21 protein-coding genes are annotated in these 19,400 nt (G+C 60.1%); 16 read left to right on the top strand and 5 right to left on the bottom strand.

Annotated elements, in window-relative coordinates; translation table 11 throughout:
* Positions 1-36 precede the first annotated feature (36 nt).
* Both HGP16_RS22260 and HGP16_RS22255 read left to right on the top strand, forming a co-directional pair.
* On the top strand, positions 37-888 hold the full coding sequence (locus tag HGP16_RS22260; RefSeq protein WP_168842161.1) for a 23S rRNA (adenine(2030)-N(6))-methyltransferase RlmJ: 852 nt from the start codon (positions 37-39) through the stop codon (positions 886-888).
* Between the two features lie 31 nt (positions 889-919).
* Positions 920-1,510, top strand: coding sequence for a glutathione S-transferase (locus HGP16_RS22255; protein ID WP_168842160.1), 591 nt, complete (start codon positions 920-922; stop codon positions 1,508-1,510).
* Between the two features lie 123 nt (positions 1,511-1,633).
* On the opposite strand, the gene HGP16_RS22250 is transcribed toward HGP16_RS22255, so the two are convergent.
* Positions 1,634-2,266, bottom strand: a complete 633-nt coding sequence (locus HGP16_RS22250; RefSeq protein WP_168842159.1) for an outer membrane protein — start codon at positions 2,264-2,266, stop codon at positions 1,634-1,636.
* Between the two features lie 363 nt (positions 2,267-2,629).
* Here HGP16_RS22250 and HGP16_RS22245 point away from each other — a divergent pair, with 363 nt between their 5' ends.
* From HGP16_RS22245 to HGP16_RS22225, 5 genes are all read left to right on the top strand, one after another.
* Complete coding sequence (locus HGP16_RS22245; RefSeq protein WP_168842158.1) at positions 2,630-3,397, top strand: SDR family oxidoreductase; 768 nt, start codon at positions 2,630-2,632, stop codon at positions 3,395-3,397.
* Positions 3,394-5,433, top strand: a complete 2,040-nt coding sequence (uvrC, locus tag HGP16_RS22240; protein ID WP_168842157.1) for an excinuclease ABC subunit UvrC — start codon at positions 3,394-3,396, stop codon at positions 5,431-5,433. The genes HGP16_RS22245 and uvrC overlap by 4 nt, the downstream gene beginning before the upstream one ends.
* A 209-nt stretch (positions 5,434-5,642) precedes the next feature.
* Entirely contained in the window at positions 5,643-6,230 is a 588-nt protein-coding gene (gene pgsA, locus HGP16_RS22235; protein ID WP_168842156.1) for a CDP-diacylglycerol--glycerol-3-phosphate 3-phosphatidyltransferase, read from the top strand.
* Positions 6,230-6,484 carry a molybdopterin converting factor subunit 1 gene (gene moaD / locus HGP16_RS22230; protein ID WP_168842199.1) on the top strand — a complete coding sequence of 85 codons (255 nt, stop codon included), beginning with the start codon at positions 6,230-6,232 and terminating at the stop codon, positions 6,482-6,484. The genes pgsA and moaD overlap by 1 nt, the downstream gene beginning before the upstream one ends.
* A 128-nt stretch (positions 6,485-6,612) precedes the next feature.
* Entirely contained in the window at positions 6,613-7,080 is a 468-nt protein-coding gene (locus HGP16_RS22225; RefSeq protein WP_168842155.1) for a molybdenum cofactor biosynthesis protein MoaE, read from the top strand.
* A 2-nt stretch (positions 7,081-7,082) separates the two neighbouring features.
* Here the strand turns inward: HGP16_RS22225 and HGP16_RS22220 are convergent, their stop codons facing one another.
* Complete coding sequence (locus HGP16_RS22220; protein WP_168842154.1) at positions 7,083-7,979, bottom strand: branched-chain amino acid ABC transporter permease; 897 nt, start codon at positions 7,977-7,979, stop codon at positions 7,083-7,085.
* Between the two features lie 66 nt (positions 7,980-8,045).
* Between HGP16_RS22220 and HGP16_RS22215 the strand changes: the two genes are divergently transcribed.
* Together HGP16_RS22215 and HGP16_RS22210 are read left to right on the top strand one after the other, a co-directional pair.
* Entirely contained in the window at positions 8,046-8,594 is a 549-nt protein-coding gene (locus HGP16_RS22215; RefSeq protein ID WP_168842153.1) for a CGNR zinc finger domain-containing protein, read from the top strand.
* Positions 8,591-9,100 (top strand): hypothetical protein, encoded by a 510-nt coding sequence (locus HGP16_RS22210; protein ID WP_168842152.1) that lies wholly within the window; start codon positions 8,591-8,593, stop codon positions 9,098-9,100. Before HGP16_RS22215 ends, HGP16_RS22210 begins: the two co-directional genes overlap by 4 nt.
* Positions 9,101-9,175: 75 nt before the next feature.
* Here HGP16_RS22210 and ndk read toward each other — a convergent pair whose 3' ends face one another.
* Positions 9,176-9,598, bottom strand: a complete 423-nt coding sequence (gene ndk, locus HGP16_RS22205) for a nucleoside-diphosphate kinase (protein WP_004122188.1) — start codon at positions 9,596-9,598, stop codon at positions 9,176-9,178.
* 192 nt (positions 9,599-9,790) lie between these two features.
* On the opposite strand from ndk, the gene HGP16_RS22200 reads away from it, so the two are divergent.
* The 5 genes from HGP16_RS22200 (at position 9,791) to HGP16_RS22180 (ending at position 15,154) form a co-directional block, all read left to right on the top strand.
* On the top strand, positions 9,791-10,300 hold the full coding sequence (locus tag HGP16_RS22200; RefSeq protein ID WP_168842151.1) for a DinB family protein: 510 nt from the start codon (positions 9,791-9,793) through the stop codon (positions 10,298-10,300).
* Positions 10,301-10,456: 156 nt separating this feature from the next.
* Positions 10,457-10,957 carry a hypothetical protein gene (locus tag HGP16_RS22195; protein WP_168842150.1) on the top strand — a complete coding sequence of 167 codons (501 nt, stop codon included), beginning with the start codon at positions 10,457-10,459 and terminating at the stop codon, positions 10,955-10,957.
* Between the two features lie 47 nt (positions 10,958-11,004).
* Positions 11,005-12,894 (top strand): ABC-F family ATP-binding cassette domain-containing protein, encoded by a 1,890-nt coding sequence (locus HGP16_RS22190; RefSeq protein WP_168842149.1) that lies wholly within the window; start codon positions 11,005-11,007, stop codon positions 12,892-12,894.
* A gap of 105 nt (positions 12,895-12,999) precedes the next feature.
* Positions 13,000-13,890, top strand: coding sequence for a polysaccharide deacetylase family protein (locus HGP16_RS22185; protein ID WP_168842148.1), 891 nt, complete (start codon positions 13,000-13,002; stop codon positions 13,888-13,890).
* Positions 13,891-14,044: 154 nt separating this feature from the next.
* On the top strand, positions 14,045-15,154 hold the full coding sequence (locus HGP16_RS22180; protein WP_168842147.1) for a TRAP transporter substrate-binding protein: 1,110 nt from the start codon (positions 14,045-14,047) through the stop codon (positions 15,152-15,154).
* An 87-nt stretch (positions 15,155-15,241) separates the two neighbouring features.
* Here the strand turns inward: HGP16_RS22180 and HGP16_RS22175 are convergent, their stop codons facing one another.
* Together HGP16_RS22175 and HGP16_RS22170 are read right to left on the bottom strand one after the other, a co-directional pair.
* A complete protein-coding gene (locus tag HGP16_RS22175) occupies positions 15,242-17,008 on the bottom strand; it encodes a TRAP transporter large permease subunit (protein WP_168842146.1) in 1,767 nt (588 codons plus the stop codon).
* Positions 17,008-17,583 carry a TRAP transporter small permease subunit gene (locus tag HGP16_RS22170; RefSeq protein ID WP_168842145.1) on the bottom strand — a complete coding sequence of 192 codons (576 nt, stop codon included), beginning with the start codon at positions 17,581-17,583 and terminating at the stop codon, positions 17,008-17,010. The genes HGP16_RS22175 and HGP16_RS22170 overlap by 1 nt, the downstream gene beginning before the upstream one ends.
* 229 nt (positions 17,584-17,812) lie before the next feature.
* On the opposite strand from HGP16_RS22170, the gene HGP16_RS22165 reads away from it, so the two are divergent.
* Together HGP16_RS22165 and HGP16_RS22160 are read left to right on the top strand one after the other, a co-directional pair.
* The gene (locus HGP16_RS22165; protein WP_168842144.1) at positions 17,813-18,736 is read left to right on the top strand and encodes a Gfo/Idh/MocA family protein; all 924 of its coding nucleotides are present in this window, start codon (positions 17,813-17,815) and stop codon (positions 18,734-18,736) included.
* 75 nt (positions 18,737-18,811) lie between these two features.
* Positions 18,812-19,357, top strand: a complete 546-nt coding sequence (locus HGP16_RS22160; RefSeq protein WP_168842143.1) for a GrpB family protein — start codon at positions 18,812-18,814, stop codon at positions 19,355-19,357.
* Positions 19,358-19,400: the final 43 nt, after the last annotated feature.

Here is a 19,400-nt window from a genome sequence, read left to right as displayed (position 1 = left end):
GGCCCATCTCAACAATTCATGCGGACTTCACCGACAATGAACTATCGGCACATCTACCACGCGGGCAATTTCGCCGATGTCTTGAAACACGCGATCCTCGCGCGCCTTGTCCGCTATATGCAGAACAAGGACAAGGCCTTTCGCGTCCTCGACACCCATGCCGGCATCGGGCTTTACGATCTTTCGTCCGAAGAGGCCCAGAAGACAGGCGAATGGCGCGATGGCATCGGCAGGCTGCTGGAGGCGGAGCTCGTACCGCAGGTGGCCGATCTGCTTGAGCCTTATCTTACCGCCGTTCGACAGCTGAATCCCGAAGGCGGCGTCAGGCTCTATCCCGGCTCGCCGAAGCTGGCGCGCATGCTGTTTCGCCCGCAGGACCGGCTTTCGGCCACGGAGCTGCATCCGGACGATTTTCATCGGTTGCACCGCCTGTTCGAGGGCGATCACCACGCGCGCATCACCGAACTCGATGGCTGGCTGGCGCTCGGCGCGCATCTGCCGCCGAAGGAGAAGCGTGGCATCGTGCTCGTCGACCCGCCTTTCGAGGAGGAGGGCGAATATGAGCGGTTGATCGACGGCCTGGCGAAGGCCTGGCGCCGCTTTCCCGGCGGCGCCTACTGCCTCTGGTATCCGATCAAGAAGGACGCGCCGATCAAACAGTTCCACGAGGCGCTGCAGGCGCTGGAAATTCCAAAGATGCTCTGCGCCGAGCTGACGGTCAAAAGCGATCGCGGCTTCACCGGACTTACCGGCTCCGGCCTCATCATCGTCAACCCGCCCTTCACGCTGAAGGACGAGCTGCACGCGCTGCTGCCTGCTTTGAAGGACATTCTGGCGCAAGACCGCTTCGCCTCGCAGCGTGCCTTCTGGCTGCGCGGCGAACATTGAATTTGCTCCACATACCCTAACAGGTGATTTCATGAGACTTCTCTGCTCGTCCACCTCCCCCTTCTCCAGCAAGGTGCGCATGGCGGCGCGCCATCTCGGGATCAAGCTCGAGGAGATCCATGTCGATACGAATGCCGGGCCGACGCTGCTCATCGACAACAATCCGCTGGGCAAGATCCCGACATTGCTGACCGACGAGGGCGCCATTTTCGACAGCCGCGCCATCATGCATTATTTCGATCGTCGCGAGGGCGGGCTCTATCCTTCAAAGAAGGGAAAGCGCACCGAAATCGAGGTTCTGGAAGCGATGATCGACGGCACCAATGAGTGCCTCCTGTCGATCGTCTACGAGCGCCGCCTTCGCGAGCCCGAAAAACAGCATCAACCCTGGATCGACCGGCAGTGGACCAAGGTTAGCCGCGCCCTCACCCATCTCGATGCCGAGCCGCCGAAGATCGGCAAGAAATTGCACGCGGGACATTTCGCGCTTGCCGCCCTCGTCGGCTATCTGCAACTCCGCTTCGAGGGGCAATGGGAGGCGGACCACGCGGGATTGATCGACTGGGCGCACAAGTTCGAGAAGCATTTCCCCGATTTTCCGGCGATGAAGCCGCAAGCCTGATTTTGCCGTCCCGACAGCGGCTTGCGACGCAAGCCATGCCGCTGCCCGATTTTGGCAATACGGACAGACGAAAAAACCGGGGCGCAAACCCCGGTTTTTTCGTCTGTCCGTGCCGTCAAATGATTAGAACTTGACGCCGATACCGACCTTAACGCTCTGCTCGTCGTAACCACGCGAGAAGTTGCCGGAGTCGAGGTTGAAGTTCTTCTTGCCGTAGTCAGTGTAACGGTATTCGAGGCGAGCCGTGATGTTGTTGGTGATGAAGGTTTCAGCACCAGCACCGACCGTGTAGCCAACAGCCGTCTTGCTGTCAGACGAGGTGTCGTCGGAGAGCTTGTTCTGGCCGATTGCCAGACCGGCCGTGCCGTACAGCATGAACGGGTTGAAGTCGTAACCGAGACGGCCGCGAACCGAGCCATTGACGCCGTTCTTGGCGGTCAGGCCGTTGCGGGTCGCGTCGGCGCCGGAGTAGCCAAGGTCAGCTTCAACGCCGTATACGATCTGGCCCTGCTGCCAGTTGTAGCCGGTGAAGGCCTGGCCGCCGAAGCCGTAGGCGTTGCCGTTGTGGCTGAAGTGACCCTTGTGCCAGTCACCAGCACCACCGATGTAGAAGCCGGACCAGTTGTTGACGACCGGAGCTGCTTCCTGAGCGACGGGCGGCTGCGGAATCTGCTCGACAGCGTCAGCAGCCTGAGCTGCGGTGTAACCGCCGAGAGCGAAAGCGGAGACCATAAGGGTCGTGATAAGAGTACGCATACTTTTCTCCTTTCAGGCCCGTGTGCTTCGCTACTATCTTTGACTTCGAAGCGTCACGAGCAATTAAAAAATATCCCTCCCGGATCGAGGTTGAAATTGGAATGCAAATGAGGAATTGGAAGAGCCAAAATATGATATCATTGTGGCACAGACATGGCTGAATTTCGATGTTGCTTCATCGCAACAGACGAATTGTTAACCATAACCAATGGTTAAAGCGTGTATACTTATTTTAATCTAAATATATCTCAAGCTTTACATAAGAAACCTCAAAGAGCGTCATTTGCTCACGCATCTTTTCATATGGTGTATCGACGCCCTATATGAGCGTCGATTGGATAACGACGAGCAAAAGGCAATCTCTTGAGCCAGGAAAAACTACGCACGGCGTTGATAACGGGCGCTTCCAAAAGAATAGGCAGGGCAATTGCCGAGGATTTGTCGGCTAACGGCTTTGCGGTAGCGCTGCACGCCAACCAATCCTTCGCCGAGGCTTCGGAAATCGCGGCGAAATTGCGGCAAATGGGCCGAAAGGCGATTGCGATCAAGGCCGATCTGCAAAATTTGGCCGAGACGTCAGCCCTTGTCGAAAGGGCCACGGATGCCCTCGGCCCGCTCGATCTCCTGGTCAACAACGCCTCCGCTTTCCTCGGCGATTCCGCCGATCGTTTCGACGCGGAAGCCTTCGAGGCGCATTTCGCGGTGCATGTTCGCGCGCCGTCGATCCTGGCTGCCGATTTCGTGCGGCAGCTTCCCGAGCCGCATCCGGGGCTGATCGTCAATATAGTCGACCAACGGGTCTGGGCGCTCAATCCGCGCTTCTATTCCTATACGCTGTCGAAGGCAGCGCTTTGGACCGCGACGCAGACAATGGCGCAGAGTTTCGCCCCCCGCATCCGCGTCAATGCCATCGGCCCGGGACCGACGGTGCGCAGCGTGCGGCAGAGCGAAGAAGACTTTAAAGCGCAGATCGACGGCCTCATATTAAAGGCAGCGCCGGGGCTCGAAGAATTCGGCCGGACCATCCGCTTTCTTTTTGACACGCCGTCGATCACCGGCCAAATGATAGCGCTCGATGGCGGCCAGCACCTTGCCTGGGAAACGCCAGACGTGTCGGAGAGTGCGGAATGAATGGAAGAAAGCTGCCCGATGGCGGCATTCTCTACGACGAATCAGACGATATCGAAGACGACATCGAGGTAGAGGGCGATGCCGTCGCCTCCCCTGTTGCGCCCGTCGATTGGAACGAAGGCGGCAAGAACGAGACAGGACTTCGCGGCGCCGAGCTGATCGCCGAGTTCGTCAAGCGGCTGCCGAACAACCCCGGCGTCTACCGCATGTTCAACGAGGTCGGCGACGTGCTTTACGTGGGTAAGGCCCGCAGCCTGAAGAAGCGCGTCTCCAACTATGCATTGGGCAAGGTGCATTCCAACCGCATCGCCCGCATGGTGCGCGAAACCGCCAATATGGAATTCGTCACCACGCGCACGGAAACGGAAGCGCTGCTGCTGGAAGCGAATCTGATCAAGCGCTTGCGCCCGCGCTTTAACGTCCTGCTGCGCGACGACAAATCCTTTCCCTACATCCTGATCACGGGCGACCATCGCGCGCCGGCCATCTTCAAGCATCGCGGCGCCCGTGCCCGCAAGGGCGAGTATTTCGGCCCCTTCGCTTCGGCCGGCGCCGTCGGCCGCACCATCAATTCGCTGCAGCGCGCCTTCCTCATCCGCACCTGTACCGACAGCGTCTTCGAGACACGCACACGGCCCTGTCTGCTTTATCAGATCAAGCGATGTTCCGGCCCCTGCACGCACGAGATCAGCGATGCGGGCTATGGAGAGCTGGTGCAGGAGGCGAAGGACTTCCTTTCGGGCAAGAGCCAGAACGTCAAGGCGCATATGGCCGAGGCGATGAATGCCGCCGCCGAAGATCTGGATTTCGAGCGCGCCGCCATTTTTCGCGACCGGCTGGCGGCGCTGTCGCATGTACAGAGCCATCAAGGCATCAATCCCGCCGGCGTCGAGGAAGCCGATGTCTTCGCCATCCATCACGAGGGCGGCATTTCCTGCATTCAGGTCTTCTTCTTCCGCACCGGCCAGAACTGGGGCAACCGCGCCTATTTCCCGAAGGCAGATCCCTCGCTCTCGGGCGCCGAGGTACTGAACGCCTTCCTGGCGCAGTTCTATGACGACAAGCCGGTACCGCGGCAGATTCTGCTTTCGGAGACGGTCGAGGAAATCGAGCTGCTGGCGGCAGCCCTCAGCGAAAAGGCCGGCCACAAGGTTACGATCCTCGTGCCACAGCGCGGCGAGAAGCGCGATCTGGTCGAGCATGTCATTGCCAATGCCCGCGAGGCGCATGGCCGCAAGCTTGCGGAAACCGCCTCGCAATCACGGCTGCTCGAAGGCTTCAGGGAAACGTTCAAGCTTCCCTACACCCCGCAGCGCATCGAGATCTACGACAACTCCCACATCATGGGCACGAATGCGGTGGGCGGCATGGTCGTGGCCGGGCCGGAAGGCTTCGTGAAAAGCCAGTACCGCAAGTTCAACATCAAATCGACCGACATCACGCCGGGCGACGACTTCGGCATGATGCGCGAAGTCATGACCCGCCGCTTCTCCCGGCTGCTGAAGGAGGAAGGCAAGCCCGACCGCACTGCCATGGCGGACGCGACAGTGGATGCCGCCGATCGCCCCTTCCCCGCCTGGCCCGATATCATCCTCATCGACGGCGGCCAGGGGCAGATGACGGCCGTGCGCGCCATTCTCGAGGAGCTCGGGATTACCGACAGCGTCATCGCCATCGGCGTTGCCAAGGGCGTCGACCGTGATGCAGGGCGCGAACGCTTCTTTGCTCCTTCTCGCGAAAGCTTCACGCTGCCGCCGCGCGATCCCGTGCTCTATTTCATCCAGCGACTGCGCGATGAGGCGCACCGCTTCGCCATCGGCTCCCATCGCGCCCGCCGCAAGAAGGAGATGGTGAAAAACCCACTGGACGAGATCGGCGGCATCGGCCCTTCGCGCAAGCGGGCGTTGCTGCAGCATTTCGGCACCGCCAAGGCGGTATCGCGCGCCGCCCTTTCGGATCTGATGGCGGTGGACGGCATATCGGAGGGTGTTGCGCGTCAAGTCTATAACCATTTTCACGAAGACGCCGCGAAATAGAAAAAGCTGGTCGCAAATTCCACGCAATAGCGGTGAAAAAACAGAAACAATATTGACGATAAGCTAAGCAAACCATCATCTAGGATTTGATCCCAAAAAGTGCGAAGCGGTTTTTGGAGAAGATCGAGATCATCAAATGCCCGGAGCACGATGAGACCGAAACGGAAACTCATCGCGGTCCGCCGAGATAACGAAACGAAACGATTTCCATGGCTTCGCGCGCTTACAGCATCCCCAATCTGCTCACCTACGGCCGCATTCTCTGCGTACCCCTGATCGTTCTGTGCTTCTTCATCGAAGGCAAGCTGGAAGGTTCCGATTTCGCGCGCTGGGTCGCGCTCTGGATCTTCGTCATCGCTTCGCTTACCGATTTCCTAGACGGCTATCTCGCGCGGATCTGGAACCAGACCTCGAATATCGGCCGCATGCTCGACCCGATCGCCGACAAGCTGCTGGTCTCGGCGATCCTGCTTTTGGTCGCAGCCGACGGTACGATTGCCGGCTGGTCGCTCTGGGCCGCCATCATCATCCTTTGCCGCGAAATCCTGGTTTCCGGCCTGCGTGAATATCTGGCGGCACTGAAGGTCAGCGTTCCTGTGACACGCATCGCCAAATGGAAGACGACTGCCCAGCTCGTGGCCATCGCCTTCCTTCTGGCTGGGCCAGCGGGCGACAAGGTGCTACCCTACACAACGGAGATGGGCATCGTCCTGCTCTGGATCGCGGCGCTGCTGACCATCTATACCGGCTACGATTATTTTCGGGCTGGGTTGAAGCATGTCGTGGATGAGGAATGATGACGAAGCTCGTCTATTTCGCCTGGGTGCGCGAGCGAATCGGCAAAGCGGAAGAGGAGATTTCCCTTCCCGCCGATGTCGTCACCGTCGGCGATCTCCTCAGCCATTTGAAAGGCTTGGGCGAGGAATACGAGGCAGCACTTCAATTCCCCGAAGCCATTCGCGTCGCCGTCGACATGGAGCATGCCGATCATGACGAGCCCATCACCGGAGCACGGGAGATTGGGCTCTTCCCGCCGATGACGGGGGGGTGAGACGTGGTCGGGCAACGCCCGAGCCGAGCAATCGATCCAGTGAATCGATTGCAGCGGCGAACGCCCTGAGCCAAAGCGAAGGGCCGGGAGGCTCGTCAAACTGTTTGAGGGGCGATAAGGAAATTGCGATGATTTCACCATTTGTCCGTGTTCAGCGCGAGGATTTCAACCTTCAGACGGAGATCGACCGGCTGACGGACGGGCGGCGCGATATCGGCGCGGTCGTGACCTTCTCGGGGCTTTGCCGCGACGAAGGCGGAATGCTCGAAGCCCTCGAACTCGAACATTATCCCGGCATGGCGGAAGCGGAGATCACCCGCATCGCCGGTCTCGCCATCGAGCGCTTCGAGCTCCTTGGCCTGACTGCCATCCACCGTTATGGCAAGATCGCGCCGGGCGAAAACATCGTTCTCGTCATTGCCGCGGCGCCACATCGGCAGGCCGCCTTCGACGGCGCCAATTTTGTCATGGATTTCCTGAAAACCTCGGCTCCCTTCTGGAAGAAGGAGCATGGTAGGGATGGCGCGCAAGGCGACTGGGTTTCCGCCAAGGATGCCGACGATGCGGCACGGGCAAAGTGGGCCGGCAATAAATAAGATTAAGGCACGACGCGCTCGCGCCGGCTCAAGACCAGCAGCAGCACGAGCAGCGAGAAAATGACGAAGTCGCGCCACAGGAACGGGCCGTAAGCCCCCCACATGGTTTCGAACAGGCCGAGCAGTGCCGCTCCGCCCGCAGACTTCAATGGATCGGAATAGCCGCCGACCGCCGCGATCATCAGCACCTTGAGCCCGAACATCAGCCCGGCCCCGAAATCCATGGTTCCGTAATAGGACGTGGCGAGCAGGCCGCAAATGGTCGCGACGAGCGCGGAGGCGACATAGGCCAGCAGGAAGACGCGGTTGGCGCTGGCGCCGCAGAGTTCGGCGGCGAGAGCGTCGTCGGTTACCGCCCGCCAGATACGGCCCCATCCCGTGAATTTCAGGATATACGCGCCCGCAAAGATGACGACGATCATCAACGCCGTATTGAGCAGCTGGATTTCGGTGAGCGTCACGCGGAAATCGCCGCTGTCCCAGAAGACGACCGGGCCGTTCAGGAAGGGCGGCAGCCAGATGCCGCGCGTATTGGAGGCCAGCCGGGCGGTTTCCATCAGGATGATCATCATGCCGAGCGCGGCGACGATGACGGTATTCGGAGATTTGCGCGACAAAGGCAGCATGATTACGCGGCCGACAAGGAGGCTGGTGCCGAGCGTATAGCCGACGGCGGTCACGGCGCCGAAGGCAAAGGCGGCCGGCAGGATCAGATACAGTCTCGTATAGCCGACATCGGTAAAGAGCACGAGCATCTGGCCGGCAAAGGCGAACAGCGCGCCATAGGTGATATCTGCCCGCTTCATGACCCCGAACGCAATGGAATAGCCGAAGGCCAGCGCCGCATAGAGTGCAGCGAGCGGAACGGCATTCGCCAATTGCTGCAGAAGATAGGCCATTCACCCCTCCGAGGAACAAGCAAATAGTAACTGGCAAAATGATTTTTACCAGTTATAATTTTGCCCATGAGCTTTTCCTGGACCCCACATCGCTTTTCCGGTGGCGCGCTGGCGCTCGATGTCGCCAACAGCGTGATCCTGCGCCATGACGACGAACGCCGGATCGACCGTTTCGAAGCTCATGGACAGATGGACAGCTTTCCGAAGGCCGCTGCCAATTTCTGCGCCGAGCGCATGCTCTTCGGCGATATCCTGCCGGTGCGGCGGGAAAACAGAGCCGACTTCATCGCATTGCGCGAGACGATCGATCGATACTTTCGGGCACGTGTTCTCGGCGAGGCCGCCGACCTATTTCTGGCCGATCTTCTCGCCGCCTTGGCGAAGGTCTTGCGGCAAGCCTCGGCCGATGAGCTCGATGCCGCGACCGCGCATTCGACGCTGCGGCTTATCGCGATGCCCGATCCCGAGCGGATGAAGATCTGCCGCAACTGCGGTTGGCTCTTCATCGACCGCAGCAAGAACAAGAGCCGCGCCTGGTGCGACATGGCGGTCTGCGGCAACCGCGCCAAGGCAAGCCGGCACTACCGGCGCAAAAAGGAGGAGACTGCGCCATGACAATGCGAAACATCATGCTGGCAACATTAATCGCCGGCCTGGCGCTGGCCGGCTGTCAGAGGAAAAACGACGAAGGTCCGACACAGCTTACCGGCCGCCTCTTCGTGTTCAACTACCGCGTGGCGAGCGCGACCTATATGATCACGCTGAAGAAAATCGCGCCGATCCCCGAGGGAACAACCGCCGTTGCGGAATTCGAAAACCCCGCCGGCGGCGATCCGCTTGTCGTCAACCAGAAGATCTATACTTTCTGGGACAAGATCACGCTGGAAAGTCCGGACCTGCGCTGCGTGCGGAAGGACCGTCCCTATTCCGTCTCCATCAAGCTGGTGGATGCCAGCGACAAGACGCTCCAGACGATCAAGACCGAGGTCAAATCCGACCTTGACCAGACGGTTCTGCCGACGAAGCCGCTCGTCGTCGGCCCGGTCTACACCGCTAATCCGGATATCTTCAAGGGCGACGGCAGCGCCGACTATGGACACGATACCGCCTGCCCCGCATAATAGAAAAGCCGGGATCGAGGTCCCGGCTTTCATGAGTCATTTCAAATCGTTCAGCAACAGAGCTGAGAGGCCGATTCAGCCGACGATTTCGGTTTCAGAGAACCAGTAGGCGATTTCGACGGCAGCCGTTTCCGGAGCGTCCGAGCCGTGAACGGAATTTTCGCCGATCGACAGAGCGAAGGTCTTGCGGATCGTGCCTTCGTCAGCGTTGGCCGGGTTGGTGGCGCCCATGATTTCGCGGTTCTTCAGGATGGCGTTTTCGCCTTCCAGGACCTGAACGATGGTCGGGCCGGAGGTCATGCCTTCGACGAGCTCGCCAAAGAACGGACGCTCCTTGTGGACGGCGTAGAAGCCTTCGGCTTCGCGCTTGCTCATCCAGACGCGCTTGGAGGCGATGACGCGCAGGCCGTTGTCTTCAAAAACCTTGGTGATGGCGCCGGTCAGGTTGCGCTTCGTCGCATCCGGCTTGATCATCGAGAAAGTACGTTCAATCGCCATGGATCCATTCCTTGTAATCAGAGAAAAGTGGGCGGTGTTTACCTGCCTCAAAGCCCGAAAACAAGGGGGATCGGCCAATTTCACGCCGCTGTCACAGTCCGGGCGCCCGATTCGTAAGTATCACGGTGGCGAAGCGGCGGTTCATTGGCGGACTTCCCGCGCGGCATCATCATGACCATGGAGGAGAAGCATATGCTCAGACATTTCAGAATGCTTGCAGATTACAATCGTTGGGCCAACGGACAGGTTTACGACGCCGCAGCAAGCCTCAGCGATACGGAATTTCACGAGGATCGTGGCGCTTTCTTCGGTTCGTTGCACGGAACGCTGAACCATCTGATGGTGGCGGACCGGCTATGGATGCATCGTTTCAACGGCACGGGCGAGCCGCCCGCCGCACTCGGCGTCGTTCTGCATGAGGATCTCGCAGGGCTTCGGACAGCGCGCGAGGCGGAGGATCGGCGCATCATGGACTGGATCGAGACGCTCGATGCCGATGCCCTTGCCGCAGACGTCACCTATACGTTTATCCTCAGGCCGAGCGCCATTACCCACCCTCTCCATCTGGCAATCGCGCATATGTTCAATCACCACACCCATCATCGCGGCCAATGCCACATGATCCTGACATCCATGGGCAAGCCCTCCCTGGTGCTGGACCTCTTGCACTTCCTGCGCAGCGAAGGACTGCACTGGATGTAGCCAAGAGGAGAGCCGTGGTTTCCTGTTTTCGCCCGAGCGTTGACCACATGCCTCATTTTGTTGCGCTGCGGCGAGGACCGGCCATTTTGTTCATGTTCCCTTAACCTGCCCTACTACAGATTAATAAGATATATCAGATCACGGTCACGGGCAGGCATGAAGAACTCCCACAAAAGCGTTTCGGCATATTCCATCGATGACGATGAAACGGAAACCGAGCTCGAGGTTATCGGCCGCTTCATGACGCGGCTGAAGGTGAAGAACCTGCCGCGCAACTATCAGCTCTTTTACGAGGCGCTTTATGGGCAGGACCGTTGTCTTGCCGAAGAGATCGAGGCGCTTGGGACCCTTCCCTCGCAGAGCCGGCTCGACGAGATCGGCCTGAAGCATCGCCTTGTCAGCCATTGCGGGCTGGTGGCGCGCAAATCGGAAAGCGATGCGGCCGAAATGCTGCGTGAAGTCGCGGATCAGCTCGCCAAAGGGCTGAGGAAGAAGCAGCGCTTCGCCCGCGAGACGGAAGCAGCAGCCGATGCCAACCCTGCTCTCGACAGCCTCAATGCGTCGCTCAGCAACCTCATGCTTTACGAAACGGAGCTGACCGAACGGCTGCGCAACTGCGCCAACCTCTCGAAGTCCTCGCAAAACGCTGAAGCCTAAGCGTCTCCGCACTTGCCTTCGGCGCCGAGTTCGGCCAAAACCGCGCCATGATTTCGATTTCCGACCTTTCCGCCCGCATTGCCGGCCGCCTTCTCATCGACCATGCCAACGTGACGCTTCCGGCGGGCACGAAGGCGGGTCTCGTCGGCAAGAACGGTGCTGGCAAGTCCACGCTGTTCAGGATCATCACCGGCGATCTCGCCGCCGAAAGCGGCGCGGTCTCGATCCCGCGCAATGCCCGCATCGGCCAGGTTGCGCAGGAAGCGCCAGGTACGGAGGATCCGCTGACCGATATCGTGCTTGCGGCCGACAAGGAGCGCTCCGCCTTGCTCGCGGAAGCCGAAACCGCGACCGACCCGCATCGCATCGCCGATATCCAGACCCGGCTTGCCGATATCGGCGCGCATTCCGCCGAAGCGCGCGCCGCCAGCATCCTTGCCGGCCTCGGCTTCGACCACGAGGCGCAGAAGAGACCCGCTTCCTCCTTCTCCGGCGGCTGGCGCATGCGCGTCGCCCTTGCCGCCGTCTTGTTTTCCGAGCCGGATCTCCTGCTGCTCGACGAACCGACGAACTATCTCGATCTCGAAGGCACGCTCTGGCTGGAAGATTATATCCGCCGCTATCCGCACACGGTCATCATCATCTCGCACGACCGCGACCTGTTGAATACGGCGGTCAATTCCATCGTGCATCTGGACCAGAAGAAGCTCACCTTCTATCGCGGCTCCTACGATCAGTTCGAGCGGCAGAAGGCCGAAGCCGACGAGTTGCAGATGAAGGCGAAGGCGAAGAACGACGCTGCCCGCAAGCATCTGCAGAGCTTCATCGACCGTTTCAAGGCCAAGGCGTCGAAGGCGCGGCAGGCGCAATCGCGTGTCAAGGCGCTGGAGCGGATGGGCACCGTCGCCGCCGTCATCGAAGACCATGTGATGGGCTTCAGCTTTCCGGAACCCGAAAAGCAGCCTGCCTCGCCCATCATCGCAGTCAGTGGCGGCGCCGTCGGCTATGAGCCGGGCAAGCCGATCCTGAAGCGCCTGAACCTGCGCATCGATGCCGACGACCGTATCGCCCTGCTCGGCTCCAACGGCAACGGCAAGTCGACCTTCGCGAAATTCATTTCCAGCCGGCTCGATGCGGAAAGCGGCGACGTCAAGCTGGCGCCGAACCTGAAGATCGGCTTCTTCGCCCAGCACCAGCTCGACGATCTCATCCCCAACCAGACCGCCGTCGAACATGTTCGCCGCCGCATGCCCGAAACGCCGGAGGCGAAGGTGCGCGCCCGCGTCGCGCAGATGGGTCTGGCGACCGAGAAGATGGACACGCAGGTCAAGGATCTCTCCGGCGGCGAGAAGGCGCGGCTGCTGATGGGCCTTGCCGCCTTCGACGCGCCGAACCTTCTGATCCTCGACGAACCGACGAACCATCTGGATATCGACAGCCGCAATGCGCTGATCCAGGCGCTGAACGACTATTCCGGCGCCGTCATCCTGATCTCGCACGACCGCCATCTGATCGAGGCCACCGTCGACCGGCTCTGGCTGGTGCGCGACGGTACCGTTACGACCTTCGACGGTGACCTGGAAGAATACCGCAACCTCGTTGTCGCCACCCCGAAGTCGCGGGACGACAAGGCGAAAGCGAACGGCATCGACGATTCCGTTTCCAAGGCCGATCAGCGCAAGCTCAATGCCGATCGGCGCGCGTCGCTTGCGCCTCTCAAGAAGAAGATCAATGAAATCGAATCCTTGACCGGCAAGCTTGAGAAACTGATTCAGGCACTTGATGCGGAACTTGCGGATCCTGCCCTCTACGAAAAGGCGCCGGCAAAGGCCGCGGAAAAGGCAAAGCAGCGCTCCGATGCCGCTGAGAGGCTTGCCGCCGCCGAGGAGCAATGGCTTGAGCTTTCATCGGAATACGAAAGCGGCATGGCCGGCTGAAACCTTACCGGCCTCAATGAATTAGGGGCCGATCCTAACCGATCATTAACCATAACTGCGGAAAATACGCTCAACTTTCATAGACATAATTGTTGAGCGATTCTGATGAACTACCGTGTTTTGCTGGCTGGCCTTGCCGTGTCCCTGGCTCTGGGAGGGTGCGCCACGAAACCGGTCAATGACGCGTCGCTCAAGAGCGGCTATGCTGCCGAAGAACCGCGTCACAAGCCGCTGAAGGCCAATGATCCCGTCGAAATGGAGCCGAAGAAATGGCTCGTCGCCGATCTTGAGACGCGCGCGCTGGAAGACGCCAACGGACCGCACGACCTTGCAGGCCGCACACTTGAAGTCTCCTCGCTCAAGGACATCAAACTCGCCGACAAAGAGGTCATTCTGACCTTCGACGATGGCCCGGCTCCCGGCAAGACGAATCGCATTCTTGCCACGCTCGACAAATTCGGCGTCAAGGCGGCTTTCATGATGGTCGGGGAAATGGCGCAGGCGCACCCGGCGACCGCGCGCGAGGTTCTCGCCCATGGCGACGCGATCGGCAGCCATACCTTCCGCCATCCCGATCTCGACAAGATGACCTTCGACGCGGCGATGACCGAGATCGCCCGTGGCAAGGATGCCGTCACCAAGGCGATCGGTACGGATGTACCCTTCTTCCGTTTCCCCTATCTTGCCGACTCCAAGCGCCTGCGCACCGCGATTGCCGCTCGCGAGATGATCGTTATGGACGTGGATATCGACAGCAAGGATTACTTCACCTCGACACCCCTTTCGGTGGTGGATCGCACCATGAAGCAGCTCTATCAGCGCGGTCGCGGCATCGTCCTCATGCACGATATCCACCAGCGCACGGTCAGGATGCTGCCTGTTCTTCTAAGCCGTCTCGAGAAAGAGGGCTTCAAGGTCGTCACGCTGAAATACAAGCCTACTCCGGCCCCGGCGACCAACCTGGTTGCCCAGGCCGACACCAAGATGGTGCGCTGAGGCTGGCCTTGCAGAGGACCGCAGCCCCGGACGGGTGGATCAATGGTTGCGTGATGTTCAGATACGCTTGAAACGCGCCGGGCGGCATGGTTAGTTGCTGCGTGATCACGAAGAGCGGGCCAGCCCGCCCGCTCGTATCCGGGGGGAGTAACATATGGATCGTCGTTCATTTCTGAGGAAAGCCGGCGTCGCCGGCGCCGGCTCGGTTGCAGCTGCTGCAACCCTTGCTGCTCCGGCCATTGCCCAGAGCAATCCGAAGATCAATTGGCGCCTGACGTCGTCGTTTCCGAAGTCGCTGGATACGATCTATGGCGGCGGCGAGGTACTATCGAAATATGTCTCGGAAGCCACCGACGGCAATTTCAACATCCAGGTGTTTGCGGCCGGCGAAATCGTGCCCGGTCTGCAGGCAGCCGACGCGACTTCGGCGGGCACGGTCGAGGCCTGCCATTCGGTCGCCTATTATTATTGGGGCAAGGATCCGGTCTGGGCCTTGGGAGCGGCCGTTCCCTTCGCGCTCAACGCGCGCGGCATGAACGCCTGGCAATATCACGGCGGCGGCATCGACCTGTTCAACGAATTCCTGGCGACGCAGGGGCTGATCGGCTTCCCGGCCGGCAATACGGGCGTGCAGATGGGCGGCTGGTTCCGCAAGGAAATCAATACGGTCGCCGATCTCAAGGGCCTGAAGATGCGCATCGGCGGCTTTGCCGGCAAGGTGGTCGAACGCCTCGGCGTCGTGCCGCAGCAGATCGCCGGTGGCGACATCTACCCGGCACTGGAAAAAGGCACCATCGATGCCGCCGAATGGGTCGGCCCCTATGACGACGAGAAGCTCGGCTTCTACAAGGTGGCGCCCTATTACTACTATCCCGGCTGGTGGGAAGGTGGCCCGACGGTGCATGTCATGTTCAACAAGGCCGCTTATGAAGGCCTGCCCAAGGCCTATCAGTCTCTGTTGCGCACGGCCGCTCAGGCGACCGACGCCAACATGCTACAGAAATACGACTATCTGAATCCGGCCGCCATCAAGCGTGTCGTCGCCGAGGGCGCGAAGCTCAGGCCGTTCAGCACCGAGATCATGAATGCCTGCTTCGACAAGGCCAACGAGGTCTATGCGGAAATGGAAGCCAACAACCCGACCTTCAAGAAGATCTGGGGGTCGATCAAGGGCTTCCGCGGCCAGCATTATCTCTATACGCAGGTCGCCGAATACAGCTACGACGTCTACATGATGACGCTGCAGCGCGCCGGGAAGATCTGACGCCCCGGTTCAAGACAGACAACCCCGGAGCGGCGCTCCGGGGTTTTTCATTGTGCTCCAATCAAGACAAAACGAACCGTATCGTGCTCAATTGAAAGACGGCGGCTGACTGAGATCGTTGGCGGGCGGGTTTTGCTGCCCGTTACCCTGGTCGGCCGGCTTACCGTCAAGCGGATTGCCGCCCGGCGGCTGGAGACCCGGCAGGCCGAGGCCGCCGCCGTTGTCCTGGCCAGGAGCGCCGAAACCGGGAACCTCGATCTTGATCGTGTTGGGATCGACACCCGCGCCCTCGCCCTTGTAGTGCATGACCATCTGCGGGAACATGATGGTCAACGCCACCATCAGGACCTGGATACCCACGAAAGGCACCGAACCCCAATAAATCTGTCCCGTCGTGACGGGTGCGATCTGCTTGCCTGTCACCCTGTCGAGATAGGGGACGCGCGCGGCCACCGAGCGGAGATAGAACAGCGCGAAGCCGAAGGGCGGATGCATGAAGCTCGTCTGCATATTGACGCCGAGGAGCACGCCGAACCAGATCAGGTCGATGCCGAGCTTGTCGGCTGCCGGCGCCAGCAGCGGCACGATGATGAAGGCAAGCTCGAAGAAATCCAGGAAGAAAGCCAGAAAGAAGACAAGCGCGTTGACGGCAATCAGGAAGCCGACTTCGCCACCGGGCAGCGACACCAGCAGATGCTCGACCCAGACATGGCCATTGACGCCGTAGAAGGTCAGCGAAAAGACGCGCGAGCCGATCAGGATGAACAGCACGAATGCCGAAAGCCTGGTCGTGGAGGTCAGCGCCGAGCGGACGACCTCCATGTTCAGCCTGCCTTTGGCCGCAGCCATCGCAAGCGCGCCGACCGCACCCATCGCGCCGCCTTCCGTCGGCGTCGCGATGCCGAGGAAGATCGTACCGAGCACAAGGAAGATCAGAGCGAGCGGCGGAATGAGGACGATGATGACCTGCTGCGCCAGCCGGGACATCAGGTTGACTTTCATCCCCTTGTCCAGAACCGCAACCGCATAGATGAAGGCGACACCGACCGTGGCGCCGAGAATATCGGCATTTTCGCCGTAGCTCGGCGTCAGGTAGACATGTGCGGCATAGGCCACGCCGGCGCAGACCAAGAGTGCGATGAAAAGAGACGTGACGCCGGAGCCGAGCGAACGGGCCTCCTTCGGCAACGCCGGCATGGAGTTCGGCCGGATGATCGACATGATCAATACGTAGAGCATGTAGAGACCGGTCAGCACCAGGCCGGGAATGAGTGCGCCGGCATACATGTCGCCGACCGAACGGCCGAGCTGGTCGGCTAGGACGATCAGCACCAGCGACGGCGGAATGATCTGCGCCAGCGTTCCAGAGGCGGCGATGACGCCGGAAGCGACCCGCCGGTCATAGCCATAGCGCAGCATGATCGGCAGCGAGATGAGCCCCATGGCGATGACCGAGGCCGCAACGACGCCGGTGGTGGCGGCAAGCAGCGCACCGACGAAAATCACCGCATAGGCGAGACCGCCACGGATAGGCCCGAAGAGCTGGCCGATCGTATCGAGCAGGTCTTCCGCCATGCCGGATCGCTCCAGCACGATGCCCATAAAGGTGAAGAACGGGATTGCCAGCAGCGTGTCGTTCGACATGACACCCCAGAAGCGATCCGGCAGGGCGTTGAGAAGCGGCCAGGAAAGGTTGATGGTGCCGCCCGAATAGGGCGCGAGCTCGACGCCGATCCAGAAGAACAGCAGTCCGTTCGCGGCAAGCGCGAAGGCGACCGGATAACCCAGCAGCAAAAAGACGATCAGCGAGGCGAACATGATCGGCGCCATGTTCACGGCAATGAATTCGATCATCAGCGCGCCTCCTCTGAAGGTGTTTCGACATCAAGAGGCGCATGTGTCGGCACATAGGGGGTCGGATCGTCCATATCGCCGCGCATGACCGCGATCTTCTTGATAATCTCGGAGAGCCCCTGCAATGCCAGCAGAAAGAAGCCGGCCAGCAGCAGCGCCTTGCCCGGCCAGATGATCAGGCCGCCGGCGCTGGAGGAAACCTCCCCCGACAGGAAGGAGGTGCGGACATAGGGTACGAGGTCATAGAGCATGAGGAGTGCGAAGGGCATGAGGAAGAGGCAATGGCCGAGCAAGTCGATCCAGTGCTGCGCCCGGCGCGGCAAGGAGCCGTAGACGATATCGATGCGGATATGTTCGTTCTGGCGGAGCGTGTAGGCGGCGGCGAGCAAGAAGGCTGCGCCGAACAGATACCATTGCGCTTCCAGCCATGCATTCGACGAGGTGTTGAAGACCTTGCGTACGATGGCATTTCCAGCGCTGACCAAGACAGCGACCAGAATGAGCCACGAGACTGATTTTCCAATTATCTCAGTCACATAGTCAACGAATCGGCTGAAGCCGAGCAATATTTTCATGATTTCCCCCCGCAGCGATTCTTGCCGAAGCTCTTTTTGCTGCCCGGAGCTAGAGTGCCGATTTCAAACGGTGAATCAAGAGCCGGCGCGGTTTTTCCAAGCGTGATGACGCTCGAGTAGAATGTTCGTATATTGGGCCTGGTCGTTGCATTTGCGATTTGCCGCCCTTGCCCACATGCGGCATTCTGATAAAGATCGCATCAATAATCATACTAATCGAGAGACACCCATGTCCCCCATCAACCTCGCTATCGTCGGTGTCGGCAAGATCGTCCGCGACCAGCATCTTCCGTCCATCGCGAACAACGCGGATTTCAAACTGATCGCGACGGCAAGCCGCCATGGCACCGTCGAGGGCATCCCGTCCTTCACGACGATCGAAGCCATGCTCGATGCCGTACCGGCGATCGATGCAGTATCGCTCTGCATGCCGCCGCAATATCGCTATGAAGCTGCCTACAAGGCGCTTTCGGCCGGCAAGCACGTTTTTCTCGAAAAGCCGCCGGGCGCGACGCTGAGCGAAGTTGCCGATCTCGAGAATCTCGCAAAAGCCAAGGGTGCTTCGCTCTTTGCAAGCTGGCATTCGCGCTATGCTCCGGCCGTGGAGGCTGCGAAGTCCTTCCTCGCCAACACCAGCATCCGCAGCGCCCACGTGATCTGGAAGGAAGACGTCCGCCATTGGCATCCGAACCAGGAGTGGATCTGGCAGGCCGGTGGCCTCGGCGTCTTCGATCCCGGCATCAATGCGCTGTCGATCGTCACCCATATCCTGCCGCCGCTCTTCCTCACCGGCGCGACGCTCGAATTCCCGGAAAACCGGGATTCGCCGATCGCCGCCGATCTGCGCTTCAAGAGCGCCCAGGGCCTTCCGGTTCATGCCGAATTCGACTGGCGCCAGACCGGCAAGCAGAGCTGGGATATCGTTGCCGAAACCGATGCTGGCCAGATGGTTCTCGCCGAAGGCGGCTCCAAGCTTTCGGTCGACGGGGAGCTGAAATTCTCCGCGCCTGAGGCCGAATATCCTTCGCTCTATCACCGCTTTGCCGAGATCGTCAAAGCCGGCACCTCCGATGTCGACGTTTCGCCGCTGCGTCATGTCGCCGATGCCTTCATGCTCGGCAAGCGCAAATTCGTCGAAGCATTTTACGATTGATGGGCTTTACCCGATGGAGACAACGCGCCCCGCAACATGCTAGCGTGGCGCATTATCTTCATCGGGGAGTTGCCGATGGCAACGGAAAATGTGCAACCTTTCGGGCTCGGCGTTGGCAATAAATCGGTCAAGCTTGCAGAGCCAAACCAGAGCTGGCGCGAGGCCTATTTGCTGGAGGAAGCTGCTATTCGCAGCGCGCTCGGAGACCTCGCCGTCGATGTGCAGCATTTCGGCAGCACCTCCATTCCCGAAATCAAGGCCAAGCCGATCATCGACATAGCCGTCGGTGTCCGGCGCTTCGAGGATGGCCTTGCCTGTATCGAGCCGATGGCATCGATCGGCTATGTCTATGCCGGCAACAATATCGTTGCGGACGATCATATTTTCGGCCGCGATATCGAAGGGGATACCCGCACGCATCTGGTGCATGTGGTGGAGCATGGCGGCCTGAATTGGCGCCAGTTCATCCTCTTCCGCGACCGGATGCGCACGCGTCCGGACCTCGCGCATGCCTATGAGGCGCTGAAGGTCGAGCTTGCGACAAAATATGCCAATGATCGCGCAGCCTATACCGCCGCCAAGAAGGACTTCATCCAAAAGATTCTGGCGGAAGACGACTGAGCGGTTCAGCTTTCACGGAAGCTCTGAACCGCTCTTTCTCTTT

The sequence above is a fragment of the Rhizobium sp. P40RR-XXII genome, assembly GCF_012641405.1.
Classification (GTDB): Bacteria; Pseudomonadota; Alphaproteobacteria; order Rhizobiales; family Rhizobiaceae; genus Rhizobium.
This window is presented reverse-complemented; position numbering and strand designations above follow the sequence as displayed.